This window comes from Desulfotruncus arcticus DSM 17038 (assembly GCF_900113335.1).
Taxonomy (GTDB): Bacteria; Bacillota; Desulfotomaculia; order Desulfotomaculales; family Desulfallaceae; genus Desulfotruncus; species Desulfotruncus arcticus.
Window position 1 is genome coordinate 20,045 of sequence record NZ_FOOX01000015.1, and the last position, 15,782, is coordinate 35,826.

The window sequence follows — 15,782 nt, forward strand, 5'->3', positions numbered from 1 at the left end:
CTGAAAAAAAAGGAGGTAAAAACAATGGGAAGAAGTGAAGAGCTTCTGGCAAGAAAAAACAACCTGGTGGCCCGCGGCATCTCCAATTCCACCGGTATTTTCGCTAAGGAGGCCAGGGGAGCAACCATAATTGACGTGGAAGGCAACGAATATATTGACTTTTACGCCGGCATCGGCACTCTCAACGCCGGGCATTGTCCCCCGCCCGTAGTTGCTGCCATCAAGGAGCAGGCGGAAAAGCTTTTGCATACTTGTTTTATGACTACCATGTACGAGCCATATCTGGATCTGGCAGAAAAGCTAATCGAAATTTCACCGGGCAGCTATGAGAAAAGAGCCATGTTCGTCAACAGCGGTGCCGAGTGTGTTGAAAACGCCGTTAAGATCGCCAGGTTCCATACCAAAAGAACCGGTGTAATCTCTTTTGAATGCGCTTTTCATGGCCGCACCTTAATGACCATGACCCTGACCAGTAAAGTTAAGCCTTATAAATTCGGGTTTGGCCCGTACGCTCCCGACGTTTACAAAATCCCCTCCGCTTATTGCTACCGCTGCTACTACAGGTCGACATACCCCGGCTGCGGCATGCACTGTCTGGAGCAGTTCGACAGGATGTTTGCCGCCGAAGTTGCACCGGAGAACGTTGCGGCAATGATTATCGAGCCCATCCAGGGCGAGGGCGGCTTCATTGTTCCGCCGCCGGAATTCCTGCCCGGTCTGAGGAAAATATGTGATAAGCACGGTATTGTTCTTATCGCTGACGAAGTTCAGACAGGTTTTTGCCGGACCGGTAAGATGTTCGCCTGCGAGCACTGGGGACTGGAGCCCGACCTGATGACTGTGGCCAAGTCGATTGCCTCCGGCATGCCCCTCAGCGGCGTTGTAGGCAAGGCCGAAATCATGAACGCCCCCGACCCGGGGTACGTCGGCGGTACCTACGGCGGCAACCCGGTATCCTGCGCTGCCGGGCTGGCTACCATTAATTACATGCAGCAGGAAAAACTGGCGGAGCGGGCCCTGGAGATTGGGGCCAAGACCCGCAACAGGATGCTGGAAATGAAAGAGAAGTACCCCATCATTGGCGATGTTCGCGGTCTTGGCGCCATGAATGCCATCGAACTGGTTAAAGACAGGGAAACCAAAGAACCGGCCAAGGAAGCAACGGCAGCTATAACCAAGTATTGCTTGGACAATGGCGTTATTGCCATTAGCGCTGGCATTTTCGGCAACGTGATCCGCACCCTGATTCCTCTGGTCATTACCGATGAGCAGCTGGAGCGAGGCCTTAACGTTCTGGAACAGGCCGTAGCCCACGCCTCGAAATAAATTAAATTATCTCCGGGGAGGTAAAGTATGAAAGGATTTTTTGGAAAACTGTTACGAATAAACCTGACCCGGCAAAGTTACGCGCAAGAAGTTATTCCGGACGAAGTTTTTAAACAGTATCTTGGCGGTAAGGGGTTGGGCTCCTATCTGCTGCTGCAGAACATCAAGCCCGGCATTGACCCCCTTTCCCCCGACAATAAACTAATTTTCACCACCGGCCCGTCCACCGACACAGCCATGGTGGGCAACAGCCGGTACGGTGTTTTCGGCAAGTCGCCGCAAACCGGCGGCTATGCCGAATCCTATGCCGGGGGCAGAGTGGCGCCGGTCATGCGCCGCACCGGCTACGACGCCATAATTTTTGAAGGCGCCTCGGATCAGCCGGTATTGGTGGAAATAAGTGATTCCGGCGTATCGTTTCACGATGCTTCCGGCCTCTGGGGGTTGGATACCTATGCCGCCGAAGAGGAAGCGCTGAAACAGGTTGCGGTACAGGGCGCCCAGGCGCTGGTGATCGGCCCCGCCGGTGAGAACCTTGTCCGGTTTGCGTGTATCGAGAACAACCGGTGGAGATCCGCCGGTCGCACCGGCATGGGGGCGCTGATGGGCTCCAAAAAACTGAAAGCTGTTGTCTTTCACGGTAACGCCAAAGCCGAAATCGCCGACCCGGAATTGCTAAAAACAGTGGTTAAAAAAATCCGGGATCTTGGCAAGGGCAACCCCGGGGTGGAAAACTACCGTAATTACGGTACCACTGTGATGGTAAAAATTATGAACGGCGCCAAGGCTTTTCCCAACCGCTACTGGAACAGGGCCGTTGACCCCAATTGGGAAAACCTGAGCGGTGATACTCTGCTCCAGCAGCATAAGGTTAAGCCTACCGCCTGCCCCAACTGCTTTATGGCCTGCGGGAAGCGTGTTTCCATCGATTACGGCGAGCATGCCGGCCTGGAAATCGAGGGACCCGAGTACGAAACCATTTACGCTTTCGGGGGACTATGCTCAGTCAACCGGCTGGATCAGGTAGCCTATCTTAACGACCTGTGCGACCGTCTGGGTATGGATACAATCACCGCCGGCAACCTGGTGGGTCTGATTATGGAAGGAACCGAGCGAGGCCTGATCGATACCCCGGTCAGGTATGGGGATGTCGGAGCCGCCGCGGAACTGGTGTGCCAAATGGCTCAGCGCACCGGACTGGGCGAAATCCTGTCCCTTGGCATTAAAGAGGCCGCTGCCAAGTTGGGCTTGCAGGATATTGCCATTCACGTCAAGGGGATGGAGCCTCCCGGGTACGATCCCCGGGTGCTGAAAGGGATGAGTTTGGCTTACGCCACCTCGGCCAGGGGCGCTTGCCACTTGAGGGCTACGTTTTACAAGCCGGAACTGGCCGGCATGATTGACACTTCCTCCACCGATGGCGTGGCCGAACTGTTTATCGACTTTGAAAACAGGTTGACCATTTTTAATACCCAAATATTGTGCGTGTTTTTCAGGGATTTGCTTACCTGGGAAACGTTAATTGAATTAAATAAGGCCATAACCGGCCTGGAGTTCACCAAAGAAGACTTATGGGCGGTAGCTAACAGAATCATAGACGCCACTCATACCTTCAACCAGCAGCAGGGCCTTACCAGAGCAGATGATACCATACCGGACAGGTTCTTTAAGGAAAAGGTCAACGACGGCCAGAACGGAATAAACCCTGACGAACTTAACCGCATGGTGGATGACTACTATCAGCTGCGCGGGTGGCAATAGGTTTACCAGGAGTCGGGAGACAGGAGTCAGAATGAGAAAACCGGCTCGGGACAGCCTGGGTGGGACAATGGGACAGGTACCGTGTCCCATTGTCCCAGCGCGAAGATGAGTTGCGGTTGCTCACTAATTAAAGTGATTAAGTTAATAAAGCTGCCAAAGGCCTCGGGAATTATCATGCCCGGGGCTTTTGCATTTAGTATACAATGCCTTGTCTCTGAGACAAGTGTATCATGTTTGATGCAGATTGATTAATAACAGGATGTCGACCCGCATACGCTAACAGTAACAATCAACGAGAACAGGTAACCGGGGTTTGACCCCGCACCGTTGTAGTCCCCCGCACTATACATTATCAGAAAATATATTCAATTTAAAAAGGTATCCTGTGATGAGATTATGTTTCAAAAGTGAGACAAACTCCTGATGATAATGCCAAATATTGTAACCAAAATACCGCAAACAGCCATTTTAAAGGCTTTTAAAGATGTGGCACCTTGCTTGCATAGTTGATTTTTTGTTTAAGTGTTTCAAGGATGACAATCCGCATAACACTGGTCCCCAAGCAACGATTTTTCAGGATAGATCCGCAGTTGCATAAATGTTAAATGTTATTACAGTTATCAGGAGGTTAATAATGAGTAAAAAATACGACGGAATCATTGCCCAGTCACAGAGATATCTTGACATGATATCCAAAGAAGAACTCACCCATGAGGAGAAAGAGTGGGTAGTTAAGGAAACTGTGGATGGTTTCCGGGAAAACGTTAACCCCGGTTTCCTTGATTACAGAAAATCAGTTTCCACCGACTATACTTCCGTGGAATGGAGAGATTCCGGCTCATCCTTTACCGACATCTGGGGTAAAGAATTTATCGATTGTCTTGGCGGTTACGGAATTTACAACGTTGGACATCGTCATCCCAAGGTGATGAAAGCCGTTCTGGACCAGTTGAAGCGCCAGTCGCTGCACAGCCAGGAATTACTTGACCCGCTGCGCGCCCTTTTAGCCAAGCTGGTTGGTGCCATTACTCCCGGCGACCTGCAATACGCATTCTTTGTCAACAGCGGTACCGAGGCTGTTGAGGCCAGTCTCAAGTTTGCCAAAATGTCTACCGGCAGGCGCAGTTTTATTGCCGCCACCCGTGCTTTTCATGGTAAATCCCTGGGGTCATTAACCGCCACTGCCAAAGGTGTTTTTAGAAAGCCTTTCCTGCCGCTGGTGCCGGGTTTCCACCATGTTCCGTACGGCAGCGCCGAGGCGGTGGAAATGATGCTGGAAAGCTGTGCATTTATTGGCGAGGATGTAGCCGCCGTCATTGTTGAGCCCATCCAGGGTGAGGGCGGCGTAATTATACCGCCGGATGACTACCTGCCCAGGCTGCGTGAGCTTTGCGACAGGTACGGGGCGCTGCTGATCCTTGATGAAGTGCAGACAGGCATGGGCCGCACCGGTAAAATGTTTGCCTGTGAGCACAGCAACGTAGTACCTGATATTATTTGCCTGGCTAAAGCCTTTGGCGGCGGAGTCATGCCTATCGGCGCCACTGTAGCCCGCAAGCCCATCTGGGAAAAATTAGTCGACAATCCGTTCCTGCACACGACCACTTTCGGCGGCAACCCGGTCTGTTGCGCCGCTGCAATTGCCAGCATCAACGTGCTGCTGGAGGAAAAACTGCCCGAGCGTTCAGCTGAGTCCGGTGCCTATATGTTGGGTAAACTTTATCAGCTGGCTGAAACATATCCTGCCGTTGTTGATGAAGTAAGGGGCAGGGGCTTGATGATCGGTATAGAATTTTTAACCAACGAACTGGGCTATGAAGTTGCCAAAGGCTTGTTTGCCCGGGGAGTTCTGGTGGCCGGAACGCTGATTAACGCCAAGTCGATCCGGATTGAGCCGCCTCTCATCATCAGCAAAGAGCAGCAGGACCAGGTAATCGAGCGCCTGTCCGACACGTTAAAGGAGGTTAACGCCGGCCTGTAATTTGGGTTGCATTTTTCCCCCTGAAAAACGTAGATCATTTAAAGGAGGTTAAAGAAGAATGACGGAAAAGCTGCAAATGTTTATTGACGGGCAGTGGTTGGATGCCGTTGGCGGAAAAACGGTGGATATTATCAATCCTGCCACGGAAGAGGTAATTGCCGTTGCTGCCGACGGCGACGAGCGGGATGTGGAAAAAGCTGTCGCCGCCGCCAGGGGAGCCTTTTATGAAAAAGGTTGGTGGGATACCGCCGCCGGCGAGCGGGCCAGGCTGCTTTTAGCCGTAGCCGATCTAATTGACCAAGAAGCTGACGAATTGGCCCGGGCGGAAACAATAAATAACGGCAAGCCAATGCGAGAGTCATATTATGATGTTGCCGACGCCGCCGGCTGTTTCCGCTATTACGCGGGAATTGCCACCAAACCGCATGGTCAGACCTATGAAGTGGCCGACCCGATGCAGGCCATGGTGGTCAGGGAGCCGATCGGTGTTTGCGGGCTGATCGTGCCCTGGAATTATCCGCTGCTGATGGGAGTATGGAAGCTGGCTCCGGCTCTGGCGGCGGGAAATGCCGTAGTGTTTAAGCCGGCGGGAATTACTCCTCTGACAGCAGTGAGGTTGTTTAAAATCTTTGAGAAGGTAGGTTTCCCTCCCGGTGTTGTTAATTTGGTGCTGGGACCTGGATCAAAGGTGGGGCATGCCATAGCTTCCCACCCGGATGTGCATAAGGTAGCTTTTACCGGGGGCACTGAAACCGGCCGGAGCATTATGATCGCAGCGGCCGGGAATATTAAAAAGATTTCGCTCGAATTGGGAGGCAAATCACCCAATATAGTGTTTGCCGATGCTGATTTTGAAACTGCGGTTGACTATGCGCTATTTGCCATTTTCGCCAACCAGGGACAGGTTTGTTCCGCAGGCTCCAGGCTTTTAATAGAGGAAAGCATCCATGACCGCTTTATAAACCGCATGGTAGAAAGAGCTAAAAAGATTAAAGTAGGCCCTGGATTACTGCCCGACACCGAAATGGGCCCTCTTGTTTCCCGTACCCATATGGAAAAGGTGCTGGCATACATCGAAACAGGCAAAAGAGAAGGCGCGGAATTGGTTTGCGGAGGCGGCAGAATTACGGACGGCGATTGCTCCAAAGGATTTTTTGTGGAACCTGCTATATTTGTCAACACCAGGCCGGATATGACCATTGTGCGGGAAGAGATATTCGGCCCGGTATTGGCTGTGCAAAAGTTTAAAGACGAGGCTGAGGCTCTTCAGTTGGCCAACGATTCAATATATGGGTTGGCGGGAGCTGTCTTTACCACCGACGGCGCAAAAGCACAGAGGGTAATACGCAAGCTGCGGGCCGGCATAACCTGGATCAATTCCTATCACCCAACATATAATGAAGCACCATGGGGTGGCTACAAGCAAAGCGGGATAGGACGCGACCTGGGGACCTTTGGTTATGATGAATTCACAGAAGTGAAGCAAATTAATATCAACCTGGATGTTCAGCCCGTTGGCTGGTTTTCTTCATAAAACACTTTGGGGAAGCTGTCATCCTGTATTTACATTGTTCGGGGAAGGTGACCAAGTAATCATCTTTCCTATGGTGGCTGGGGCTAGGAATATTAGAATGTTTCGCGGTAAGACAAAAAAAACCGGCGTGTTTATGTGATTTAAGCGCCGGTGAGGAAGTAGCTGTAATATTTTAGCGGCAATGAGGCCGCCGGCGGCGCAAAAAAAAGGGCCAGTGCCGGTGGCCTTTTAATAGATGATTAATATCAGACAATTCTGACATCAGTAGGTTTAGAATTGGTCGGTGGAGGTGGTTCTGGCAGATTTGTTTGGTGTTCCAAAACAACTTGACATTAAAAGGAGGTTTGATAATGGATTTGGGAAACTATCAGCACACGAACATAGTGGCAATTGTATTTGGTATCTACATGCTTATGATGTTGCTGGTTGGTTGGTATTCATCCAAAAAGGTTGACAGCACTACTGATTACATTGTTGCCGGCCGACGCCTGAGCTTGCCCTTTGTGGTGGGCACTCTCTTTGCCACCTGGTTTTGTGCCGGTACCATGATGGGCGGCGCTGCCAATGCTTATTTGTTCGGGAATCAGGGTGTTATATTTGATCCATGGGGAGCCGCATTGTGTTTGGTTTTAACGGGTTTATTTTTTGCCAGGATGATGAGGCGCGGCGGCTACATGACCCTGGTTGATTTTTTTGAAATACGTTACGGTAAAGAAATGGGGCTTCTTTCAACCATAGTGGTGATAATTGCTGAATCTGGTTGGGTGGGAGCCCAGTTGGTGGCTTTTGGTTCGATTTTGCAGATTTTTATGGGAGTTCCTTTATGGGCCGGTATAATAATTTCGTGTGTTGTGTTGGTTTTTTATACCTATATGGGTGGTATGTGGTCAGTAACCCTGACAGATGTGATTCAGATGATTATTTTAACAGCAGGCCTGTTACTGCTTTTGCCGGCGGTTATTTCCCATGTTGGCGGATGGGATCACTTTGTTGCCAACGCCAGTAACTGGGCTGAGCTTCCCGCCTTTGCCATGGGACCTGCGGGAGATGTGGGATTTTTGGGCTACACCGGATTGCCCGGATGGTTTTACTACCTGGGTGCCTGGCTGGCAATTGGCGTCGGCAGCATACCGGCTCAGGACCTGATGGCCAGGGTGTTGTCTTCCAAGGATGAAAAGACTGCTGTGCGTGCTTCTTATATAGCGGCAATATTATATGTAACCATTGGCTTAATCCCGGTTATTGCAGGTATCGCCATGTTTGAAGTTAATCCCGATCTTGGTGTGCCGGATACGGAAATGATTTTGCCCTGGATGGCGATGAAATTCCTGTCACCCTTTGTTTGCGCTATTTTTGTTGCCGGCCTGGTGGCTGCGCTGATGTCCAGCGCAGACAGCGCACTGCTGGCCGCGTCTGCGGTGGTTGGCTATAACGGTTTGCGTTATTTTAAGCCTGATGCAAGTGACAGTGATACTTTAAGGCTCACCCGGATCATGGTGCCAATAGTGGCTATAGCATCATTGCTGCTGGCCTTATATGCTGAAACTATCTATCGTTTGATGGTAATTGCCTGGAGTGTCATTCTGGTGGGGCTGGCCGCTCCCTATGTCGGTGGTTATTTCTGGAAAAAAACCAACAAACCCGGGGCGCTGGCGGCGCTGTTTGGTGGATTTATTTCCTGGATTGCGTTTATTTTTTACTATCTGCCTGCCACCAGCGAAGCCAATGTTGGTATTATTGAGGAAGGCGTAGTTTACACAGAATGGGCTATTTGGGACGCGGTTTACATCGGATCGGTGCCGGCTTTCCTGGTCTCCATTGCATTACTGGTTGTTGTATCATTATTGACGCAGAAAAGCAGCCCCCCATCACCTTTAAAAGATATGGACGGCAATTTAATGCCTGTTAAAAACTGGTTTGGCGGCATATAAAGCATAATTCTGTTATAATGATTCTGCTATAATAATATTGGGATAAAAATAATCTGGTCCGGGGCTGGTTGGATCCCCGCCCCGGCTTTGTCATTGTTAGTAGCGAGTGACTTGGCAATTTCAAAAAAGGGCTGATCAGCAAAGAGGTGAAAAAATGATTGACACCCATCCATGGGGAAAATTATTAACAGAAAATGCAGCTGAAGCCGGGGTTTACGTGCTGGGGGTGCCCTTTGATTTGGCCGTCAGCTGCGGCAAGGGAGCCGCCCTGGCCCCGGAAAAGATCAGATACCTGTCCAGGTACCAGCCGGCCACTACGGAAACAGGAGCCATCATCAACAAAATTAAAATTATGGATGTGGGTGATATCCCGCTGGACCTTAACTGGGAGCGTTACTATAAAACGGTGGAAGATAAGGCTTTTGAATTGTTGTCCGATAACAAGTTCTGCCTGTTTATCGGCGGCGACCACTCGGTAACCATACCCCTGCATAAAGCCTTCGGCAGGTCGTGTGCCGGCAAGGGGAGGTTCGGTGTGATTCATTTTGATGCCCATTGCGACCTCTGTGACTCCTATGATGGGCACGGCTGGTCCCACGCGTGCACTGAAAGAAGAGCCATTGAAGAAGTTATCAGGCCTGAAGATTTAACGCTGTTTGGGATACGCTCCTATGAAATTGAAGAGTTGGAGCTGTTGGCGCGTCACCCGGAAATAAAAGTAATTACAGCCTGTGACCTGTATCATGGCGGTATTGAACAGGCCTTTGAAGAGATTATGAAGCGCTATGCCGGTTACGACTCCATCTATTTTACCCTGGATATTGATGTGCTGGACCCGGCCTTTGCGCCCGGCACGGGTACGCCTGAGGCCGGGGGGCTTTCCAGCCGGCAGCTGCTTGAATTGGTAAAACTGATGGTGGATAAACTGCCGGTAAAAGCCATGGATATTGTGGAGGTATCGCCCAGTCAGGACCATTCCGACATAACCTCCTGGGCGGCCCTAAAAATTATCTATGAAGTTATTGGCTGTCTAAATAAGAAAAGACAGGAGACAGGAGTCAGGATTCAGAATAAAAAATAGGACTGGGCGAGGGCATTCTGACTACTGACTCCTGAATTCTGACTCCTGAAAAGGCCGGGGCTTACCCCGGCCTTTTCAATAAAGAAGACTTGGTTCAGGTGGGGTTTTGACCCCACCTGAACCTTAGTCGCACTTATTTCGAGTTTATCGCCGCTTAACTCCCGCCTGTAGAGGCGGGAGTCTTAGCGGCGGTTAACGAGATCAAAGCTTAATTCCGTACTGTTTAATTTTCCTGTATAAAGTAGCCCTGCTGATGCCCAGCGCTGTTGCAATCTCTTTCTTGCTGTAATTGTGGCTGGAAAGCTCCATTATTTTTGCAGCCAGTAAATCCTTTTCCATATTGCCCAGGTCATCCTTAAAATTGGTTTCAGCCGGGGGGGTGCCGTTGTTGAGCCAGTGTCCGCTGACCCTTTTGGGAATGCTCTCAAGGGTTATAATTCTGCCGGGCTCCATATTCACCGCGTATTCCACCGCGTTTTCCAGTTCCCTGACGTTGCCGGGCCACTCGTATTGGATAAACGCCTGGCGCGCATTTTCACTGAAAGCGTCGATAATCTTGCCCAGCAGGTCGCGATATTTATCCAGGAAATAATCCATGAGTATGGCAATATCTTCTTTCCGGTTGCGCAGCGGAGGGATAAATAAAGGAATCACGTTAAGCCTGTAAAATAAGTCCTCTCTGAACTCCCCTGTTCTGCACATTGCTTCCAGGTCCCTGTTGGTGGCGGCCACAATTCTTACGTCTACCGGAATCGGATGATTGCCTCCCACCCTTTCCACCTGGCGCCGCTGGATAGCGTGCAGCAGTTTAACCTGCAAATGCAATGGGAGGTCCCCTATTTCATCCAAAAATATTGTCCCCTCGTTGGCCAGTTCAAATTTTCCGGGGCGTCCACCCTTGCGGGCTCCGGTAAAGGCCCCCTCTTCGTAGCCGAACAGCTCACTTTCCAGCAGTGTTTCAGGAATGGCGCCGCAGTTGACGATGACCAGCGGTTTATTGCGCCTGGGACTGGTGTAGTGAATGGCCCGGGCGAATAATTCCTTGCCGGTTCCGCTTTCGCCGGTGATTAAAATAGTTGAAGAGCCTTTGGCCACCCTCAATGCCTGATACTTGACCTCGCGGATTTTTTTGCTGTTGCCCTTGATGTGATCCAACTCCAGGGCTATTTTATTGTCCGTCAGGTTATAGGCCATCTGCCTGGCGTCCGACATATTCCTAAATGATATAACTGCCCCCATGGGCTTTTCCTCCAGCCAAACCGGAGTAGCTGTTACCAGAAGATGCATCTGGTTGGGGGGGGTGCCGCAAAGCTCTTCCTTCTCCCGGTAACCAACCCCTGTTTTAGTCACTTTAACCGCCGGTGAATCAGGCCAGATTTCTTCTATATGCAGGCCCAGCAGGTGCTTGCTCGGAATGCCGATTATCGACTCGGCGTATTTATTGCAGTGAATGATTATATTATCCCGGTTGATTGAAATAATACCCTGGTTGATGGTTTCGATAATGACGTTTAATTTGTTGGAGGTAATCTCCAGGCGGTTGTAGGCTTCAACCTCGGAAACCCTGGAAGCCAGCAGAAAAGCCATGCGGTTGAGGAAATTAAGCAGTTGGTCCTTTTTATCCATCAGCTGGTTTTTTTGCTTTTCGTCAAAGGCAACCAGAGACAATACGCCAATAACTTTGCCGCGCAGTTTAATCGGGCAGCAAATTTCCCCCATTTCGCCCATTAAAATAGGGCCGTAAAATTCAGCCTCCGGGTCCTCAATAATGATAGGGTCACCGGTTTTCAACACCCTCGTGTAGATAAAATCCCCATCTGTATGCCAGGCTTCATCATCCTTGGTGCCGATCAGGTTTTTATACTTTCCTGTGCCGGCCACAATGTTATATTGATCGTCCAATATTTCGGTTTCCACGTCCAAAACGGCGGAAACGGCTTCGGCAACCTGTTGTGCCGTGTCCGATATTGACTTTAATTGGGGCGGTTCCTTCGTTGAAGGTGTGTCTCCTCTCCTCAAAAGAGACATGGCTTATGTCCCCTTTCCCTTTCTCTTATTAAGATAAACATTCTTGATTGCTGCATTGGAATCCTGTTCAATTACCATAAAACTGTCTCACAAGTGAAAAAATATTTTCAAAGATGAGACAAATGTAACAATAATGAGACAAATTAATCAGTATATTTGAGGGAGTATTGCATGAATTTTGCTGGTTTTTGATTAAGTATTAAATTTGCAAGAAAATATTTTAAATATGAAACCCGTCACGAAGGAATTAATGCAAACCTAGATTGAATTAATCACAAATTGCATTAATAAAGTAAAGGGTGTGCGGTTTGCAGATTGTGTATTGTATACAGCATGATTGCCCAAGCAAATAATGCTTTTGAGCATTATTTGCTTGGGCCGGTTAGTCAAATTCCCCCTAATAGCAGCAGGGTAAATATCGAGAATGCTGGCATTGCTTTTGCTTTTATTTAGCAATAACTAATAGTTAACAACAAGTAACAGCAGGTAGGCTAATATCAAGCAAGTCAACTTGAAAATCAAAAGCAAATGTTAGGGAGGGGTAATCATGACCCAGGAAATCAACTGTTTTGAAATTGTTAAAGATTTGATCGATACCTCCGTCAAAAAATTAAATTTAAACAAGTCGGTATACAATATCCTAAGTGAGCCACAGCGGGTTCTTACAGTTCAAATTCCGGTCCAAATGGATGACGGCGAAATTAGAATTTTTACCGGTTACCGGTCTCAGCATAACAATGCTCTTGGTCCTTATAAAGGTGGCATCAGGTTCCACCAGGATGTAAACCTGGATGAGGTTAAAGCTCTTTCAACCTGGATGAGTTTAAAATGCGCCGTACTGAACGTTCCATATGGCGGTGGCAAAGGCGGGATTATTGTTAATCATAAAGAGCTGTCACAGGGGGAACTGGAGCGGCTGAGCCGGGGTTACATCAGGGCGATTGCGCCCGTACTCGGTGCCGATCTGGATATACCGGCCCCTGACGTTGGAACCAACGGCCAGGTTATGAGCTGGATGATGGATGAATTTTCCCGTTACCGCGGCCAGAACGAGTTTGGTATGATTACGGGCAAACCGGTGATTGTCGGCGGCTCGATGGGCAGGGTGGAAGCCACCTCGCGCGGGTGTGTCTTCACTATCCGCGAGGCGGCCAAAGTAACAGGGCTTGAACTTAATGGAGCAACGGTAGTAGTGCAGGGCTTTGGCAATGTTGGCAGTATAGCGGCGCGTTTGCTGCAGCAAGAAGACGGTTGCCGTATTCTGGCCGTAAGTGACTCAACCGGCAGCGCCTATAACCCCAATGGTCTGGACATTGCAGCTGTGGAAGAATTCAAAGCTCGCACCGGCAGCGTTAAAGGATTCCCCGGCAGCAAAGATATCAGTAATGATGAGCTGCTGTCCCTGGAATGTGACATACTGGTTCCGGCTGCGCTGGAAAACCAGATTACAGATAAAAACGCAGCCAAAATTAAAGCTAAAATTATCGCTGAAGGCGCCAACGGTCCCACGACGCCCGAAGCCGACCGCATTCTGGCGGATAAGAAAATCCTGGTGCTGCCGGATGTGCTGGCTAATGCCGGTGGCGTAACCGTATCCTACTTTGAATGGGTGCAAAACCAATACGGCTATTACTGGAATGAAGAAGAAGTAAATAACAGACTGGAAAGAAAGATGGTTGAGGCCTTTAACAACGTCTACGGACTTTACCGGAAGCGCAAAGACGTCGATATGAGAGGCGCGGCCTATATGGTGGCAATCGAGCGCATCAGTCAGGCCATGTACATGAGGGGCTGGCTGGGCAACCAGGTATACCAGGAAGTTAAACGCGAGGTCAAGTTAGCCTAAATTGTAAAAATAATTTAGGGGAGTGATCATTTATGACGGGGTGTCCAATGGCTTATTCCGACCCGTGCAAATACTGTGAGCATTACGGTAAATGCGTGCCTAGTCAGGCAGTGCGCAAGCTCGAAGATCTGGAAAGGCAAATTAAAGAATTAAAACGCATGCTGGATAGAAACGACAAATCCCGCTATGTCCGGATTAGCTAACTATATTGGCCATAATCAAAAACGAAATATTGTGTGCAATCAAGCATACAATTTAATTCATACAAGTTTGTCTTCCTATAACAGACCCGTGCTTACACGGGTCCCTTTTTTTCCCCAAGGGTAGTATAATGGGGAGAGGGGGTGTGGGGATGCAATTGACTACCGGTAGTCACGGGGTAATAACAGCTGATGCTGCGGGCAGAATAACCATGTTGAATGATGCGGCCAGGGCCCTTTTGGGGCTTGAACTGCGCAGTGTGATCGGCAGGTCGGTAAAAGAGATTATTCCCGACACCAGACTCACTGACGTTATGCTGGATGACCGGGAAAGCAAAGAGGAAAAGATTAGTGTTGGCGGCAAAAGACTGATTGTCAGCCGTACCCCGGTTTATGAAAATGCCAGGCTGGTAGGTTCTATTTTTATTGTTCAAGATACCTCGGAGCTGGAAAAAGTTAAAGAGCAGATGCTGGAGCTTAAACAGGCCAAAGATGAACTGGAGGTTATTCTTAATTCTTCCTATGATGAAATTTTTGTCATTGACGGGAAGGGCATTACCAGAAAGATCAATAAGGCCGGTGAAAGCTTTTATGGTGTTGATACAAATAAAATGATTGGCAGAAACGTAACTGAACTAGAAGAAAATGGTTATTTTTCTCCTTCTGTGACCCGGCTGGTTTTTGACAGGAAAGAACGGGCCACAATAACCCAGACGACCCGCAGCGGCAAAGAGCTGATTGTGACCGGGAACCCTGTTTTCGATGAAAATGGCAACATTACCAGGGTTGTGGTTAATTCACGTGATATTTCCGAGCTATCCAGCCTGCGCCGGCTGTTAAAAGATACCGAGCGTTTGGCCGATAATTACCGCAAACAGGTGCTGCAGCTGAAAAGCGAACAGAAAGGCGCGCAGCGCGATTTGATAGCTTCCAGCCCGCAGATGCTGACGCTGCTGGAAATGGTGGATAAGGTTGCGGCCGTTGACAGTACTGTTTTGATAACGGGCGAGTCCGGGGTGGGCAAGGGTGTTGTGGCGGCCAGAATCCATAACATGAGTTCCCGCAGTACCGGGCCTTTTGTCACCATCAACTGCGGGGCTATTCCGGAAAACCTGCTGGAGTCCGAATTGTTCGGATACGTCCCGGGGGCTTTTACGGGAGCCCGCAAGGGGGGCAAAAAAGGCCTGATTGAAATGGGTAACGGGGGCACGGTATTCCTCGATGAAATAGGCGAGCTTCCCCTCAACCTGCAGGTTAAACTGCTGCACGTCATTCAGCAGAAAAATGTGCTTCCGGTGGGCGGAACGGCCCCGGTGGAGGTTGATGTAAGGTTTGTTGCCGCTACCAACCGCGATCTTAAAAAGATGGTTCAGGAAGGCTCTTTCAGGGAGGACTTGTTTTACAGGCTCAATGTCATACCCATGGAAATTCCGCCGCTGCGTGAGCGGCGGGAAGATGTGGATGTGCTGCTTGGCTATTACCTGGACCTGTTTAATAAAAAATATGGTATGGCCAAAAAGTTTACCCCGGAGGTTAGGGAGGTTTTGGACCGGTACAGCTGGCCCGGTAACGTCAGGGAAGTTGAAAATATTGTGGAGAGGCTTGCGGTTACGTCGGACGGGACGGAGATTAAGCCTGTCCATCTGCCGGATTATGTGCTTAGCCGGATAAGTGAAAAAAACAATAAAATTTATATTCCTGATCTTTGCCCGTTGGATGAAGCGGTGCAAGAGGTGGAGAAGCAATTGCTTGAAAAGGCCTTCAAGACGTTCGGCAACACTTATCGCATGGCGGAGGCCCTCAATATTAATCAATCAACGGTGGTTCGCAAAATGAAAAAATATCTCTCTGCGCCGAAAAGAAGACCCGGGCCCAAGAAACAATAAAAGTAAAAAATATATTAAAAACCCAGGTTGGTCTAGGAGGAAAAAAGCGTTTCAGCGGAGAATTTGTCCCTGATAAATAATCAAATTGACGCATAGATTAGCATATGTTTAATAGTAAAACTTATCACAAGAAATAGTACATCTTGTCACAAGGTAATAAAGAGTTCCAAACTGCAAAAAATAAAAAAGTGCAGTATGGTGAAGGAAT

General features: G+C 49.3%; 10 protein-coding genes. 9 read left to right on the forward strand and 1 reads right to left on the reverse strand.

The window, feature by feature from the left end; genetic code table 11:
• Window positions 1-24 precede the first annotated feature (24 nt).
• The 6 genes from gabT to speB all read left to right on the forward strand — a co-directional run bounded on the left by gabT (window position 25) and on the right by speB (window position 9,614).
• The gene (gabT, locus tag BM056_RS18075) at window positions 25-1,326 is read left to right on the forward strand and encodes a 4-aminobutyrate--2-oxoglutarate transaminase (RefSeq protein WP_092473043.1); all 1,302 of its coding nucleotides are present in this window, start codon (window positions 25-27) and stop codon (window positions 1,324-1,326) included.
• A gap of 27 nt (window positions 1,327-1,353) precedes the next feature.
• Entirely contained in the window at window positions 1,354-3,087 is a 1,734-nt protein-coding gene (locus BM056_RS18080) for an aldehyde ferredoxin oxidoreductase family protein (protein ID WP_092473045.1), read from the forward strand.
• Window positions 3,088-3,721: 634 nt separating this feature from the next.
• The gene (locus BM056_RS18085) at window positions 3,722-5,068 is read left to right on the forward strand and encodes a putrescine aminotransferase (RefSeq protein WP_092473047.1); all 1,347 of its coding nucleotides are present in this window, start codon (window positions 3,722-3,724) and stop codon (window positions 5,066-5,068) included.
• A 58-nt stretch (window positions 5,069-5,126) separates the two neighbouring features.
• Window positions 5,127-6,602, forward strand: a complete 1,476-nt coding sequence (locus tag BM056_RS18090; RefSeq protein WP_092473049.1) for an aldehyde dehydrogenase family protein — start codon at window positions 5,127-5,129, stop codon at window positions 6,600-6,602.
• Between the two features lie 350 nt (window positions 6,603-6,952).
• Window positions 6,953-8,533, forward strand: coding sequence for a high affinity choline transporter 1 (locus BM056_RS18095; protein WP_092473051.1), 1,581 nt, complete (start codon window positions 6,953-6,955; stop codon window positions 8,531-8,533).
• A 154-nt stretch (window positions 8,534-8,687) separates the two neighbouring features.
• Complete coding sequence (speB, locus tag BM056_RS18100; protein WP_092473053.1) at window positions 8,688-9,614, forward strand: agmatinase; 927 nt, start codon at window positions 8,688-8,690, stop codon at window positions 9,612-9,614.
• A 201-nt stretch (window positions 9,615-9,815) separates the two neighbouring features.
• Here speB and BM056_RS18105 read toward each other — a convergent pair whose 3' ends face one another.
• Window positions 9,816-11,642 (reverse strand): sigma-54-dependent Fis family transcriptional regulator, encoded by a 1,827-nt coding sequence (locus tag BM056_RS18105; protein ID WP_092473055.1) that lies wholly within the window; start codon window positions 11,640-11,642, stop codon window positions 9,816-9,818.
• Between the two features lie 544 nt (window positions 11,643-12,186).
• On the opposite strand from BM056_RS18105, the gene BM056_RS18110 reads away from it, so the two are divergent.
• The 3 genes from BM056_RS18110 (at window position 12,187) to BM056_RS18115 (ending at window position 15,574) form a co-directional block, all read left to right on the forward strand.
• Window positions 12,187-13,488 (forward strand): Glu/Leu/Phe/Val family dehydrogenase, encoded by a 1,302-nt coding sequence (locus BM056_RS18110; RefSeq protein ID WP_435050976.1) that lies wholly within the window; start codon window positions 12,187-12,189, stop codon window positions 13,486-13,488.
• Between the two features lie 47 nt (window positions 13,489-13,535).
• Window positions 13,536-13,691 carry a hypothetical protein gene (locus BM056_RS26330; protein ID WP_165613597.1) on the forward strand — a complete coding sequence of 52 codons (156 nt, stop codon included), beginning with the start codon at window positions 13,536-13,538 and terminating at the stop codon, window positions 13,689-13,691.
• Window positions 13,692-13,840: 149 nt separating this feature from the next.
• A complete protein-coding gene (locus tag BM056_RS18115; RefSeq protein ID WP_092473059.1) occupies window positions 13,841-15,574 on the forward strand; it encodes a sigma 54-interacting transcriptional regulator in 1,734 nt (577 codons plus the stop codon).
• The last annotated feature ends 208 nt before the right edge of the window (window positions 15,575-15,782 follow it).

Bases quoted from the DNA above. Each gene is read 5' to 3' on its own strand.
- gabT (WP_092473043.1), top strand. From the start codon at position 25: ATGGGAAGAAGTGAAGAGCTTCTGGCAAGAAAAAACAACCTGGTGGCC.
- BM056_RS18080 (WP_092473045.1), top strand. From the start codon at position 1,354: ATGAAAGGATTTTTTGGAAAACTGTTACGAATAAACCTGACCCGGCAA.
- BM056_RS18085 (WP_092473047.1), top strand. From the start codon at position 3,722: ATGAGTAAAAAATACGACGGAATCATTGCCCAGTCACAGAGATATCTT.
- BM056_RS18090 (WP_092473049.1), top strand. From the start codon at position 5,127: ATGACGGAAAAGCTGCAAATGTTTATTGACGGGCAGTGGTTGGATGCC.
- BM056_RS18095 (WP_092473051.1), top strand. From the start codon at position 6,953: ATGGATTTGGGAAACTATCAGCACACGAACATAGTGGCAATTGTATTT.
- speB (WP_092473053.1), top strand. From the start codon at position 8,688: ATGATTGACACCCATCCATGGGGAAAATTATTAACAGAAAATGCAGCT.
- BM056_RS18105 (WP_092473055.1), bottom strand. From the start codon at position 11,642: ATGTCTCTTTTGAGGAGAGGAGACACACCTTCAACGAAGGAACCGCCC.
- BM056_RS26330 (WP_165613597.1), top strand. From the start codon at position 13,536: ATGGCTTATTCCGACCCGTGCAAATACTGTGAGCATTACGGTAAATGC.
- BM056_RS18115 (WP_092473059.1), top strand. From the start codon at position 13,841: ATGCAATTGACTACCGGTAGTCACGGGGTAATAACAGCTGATGCTGCG.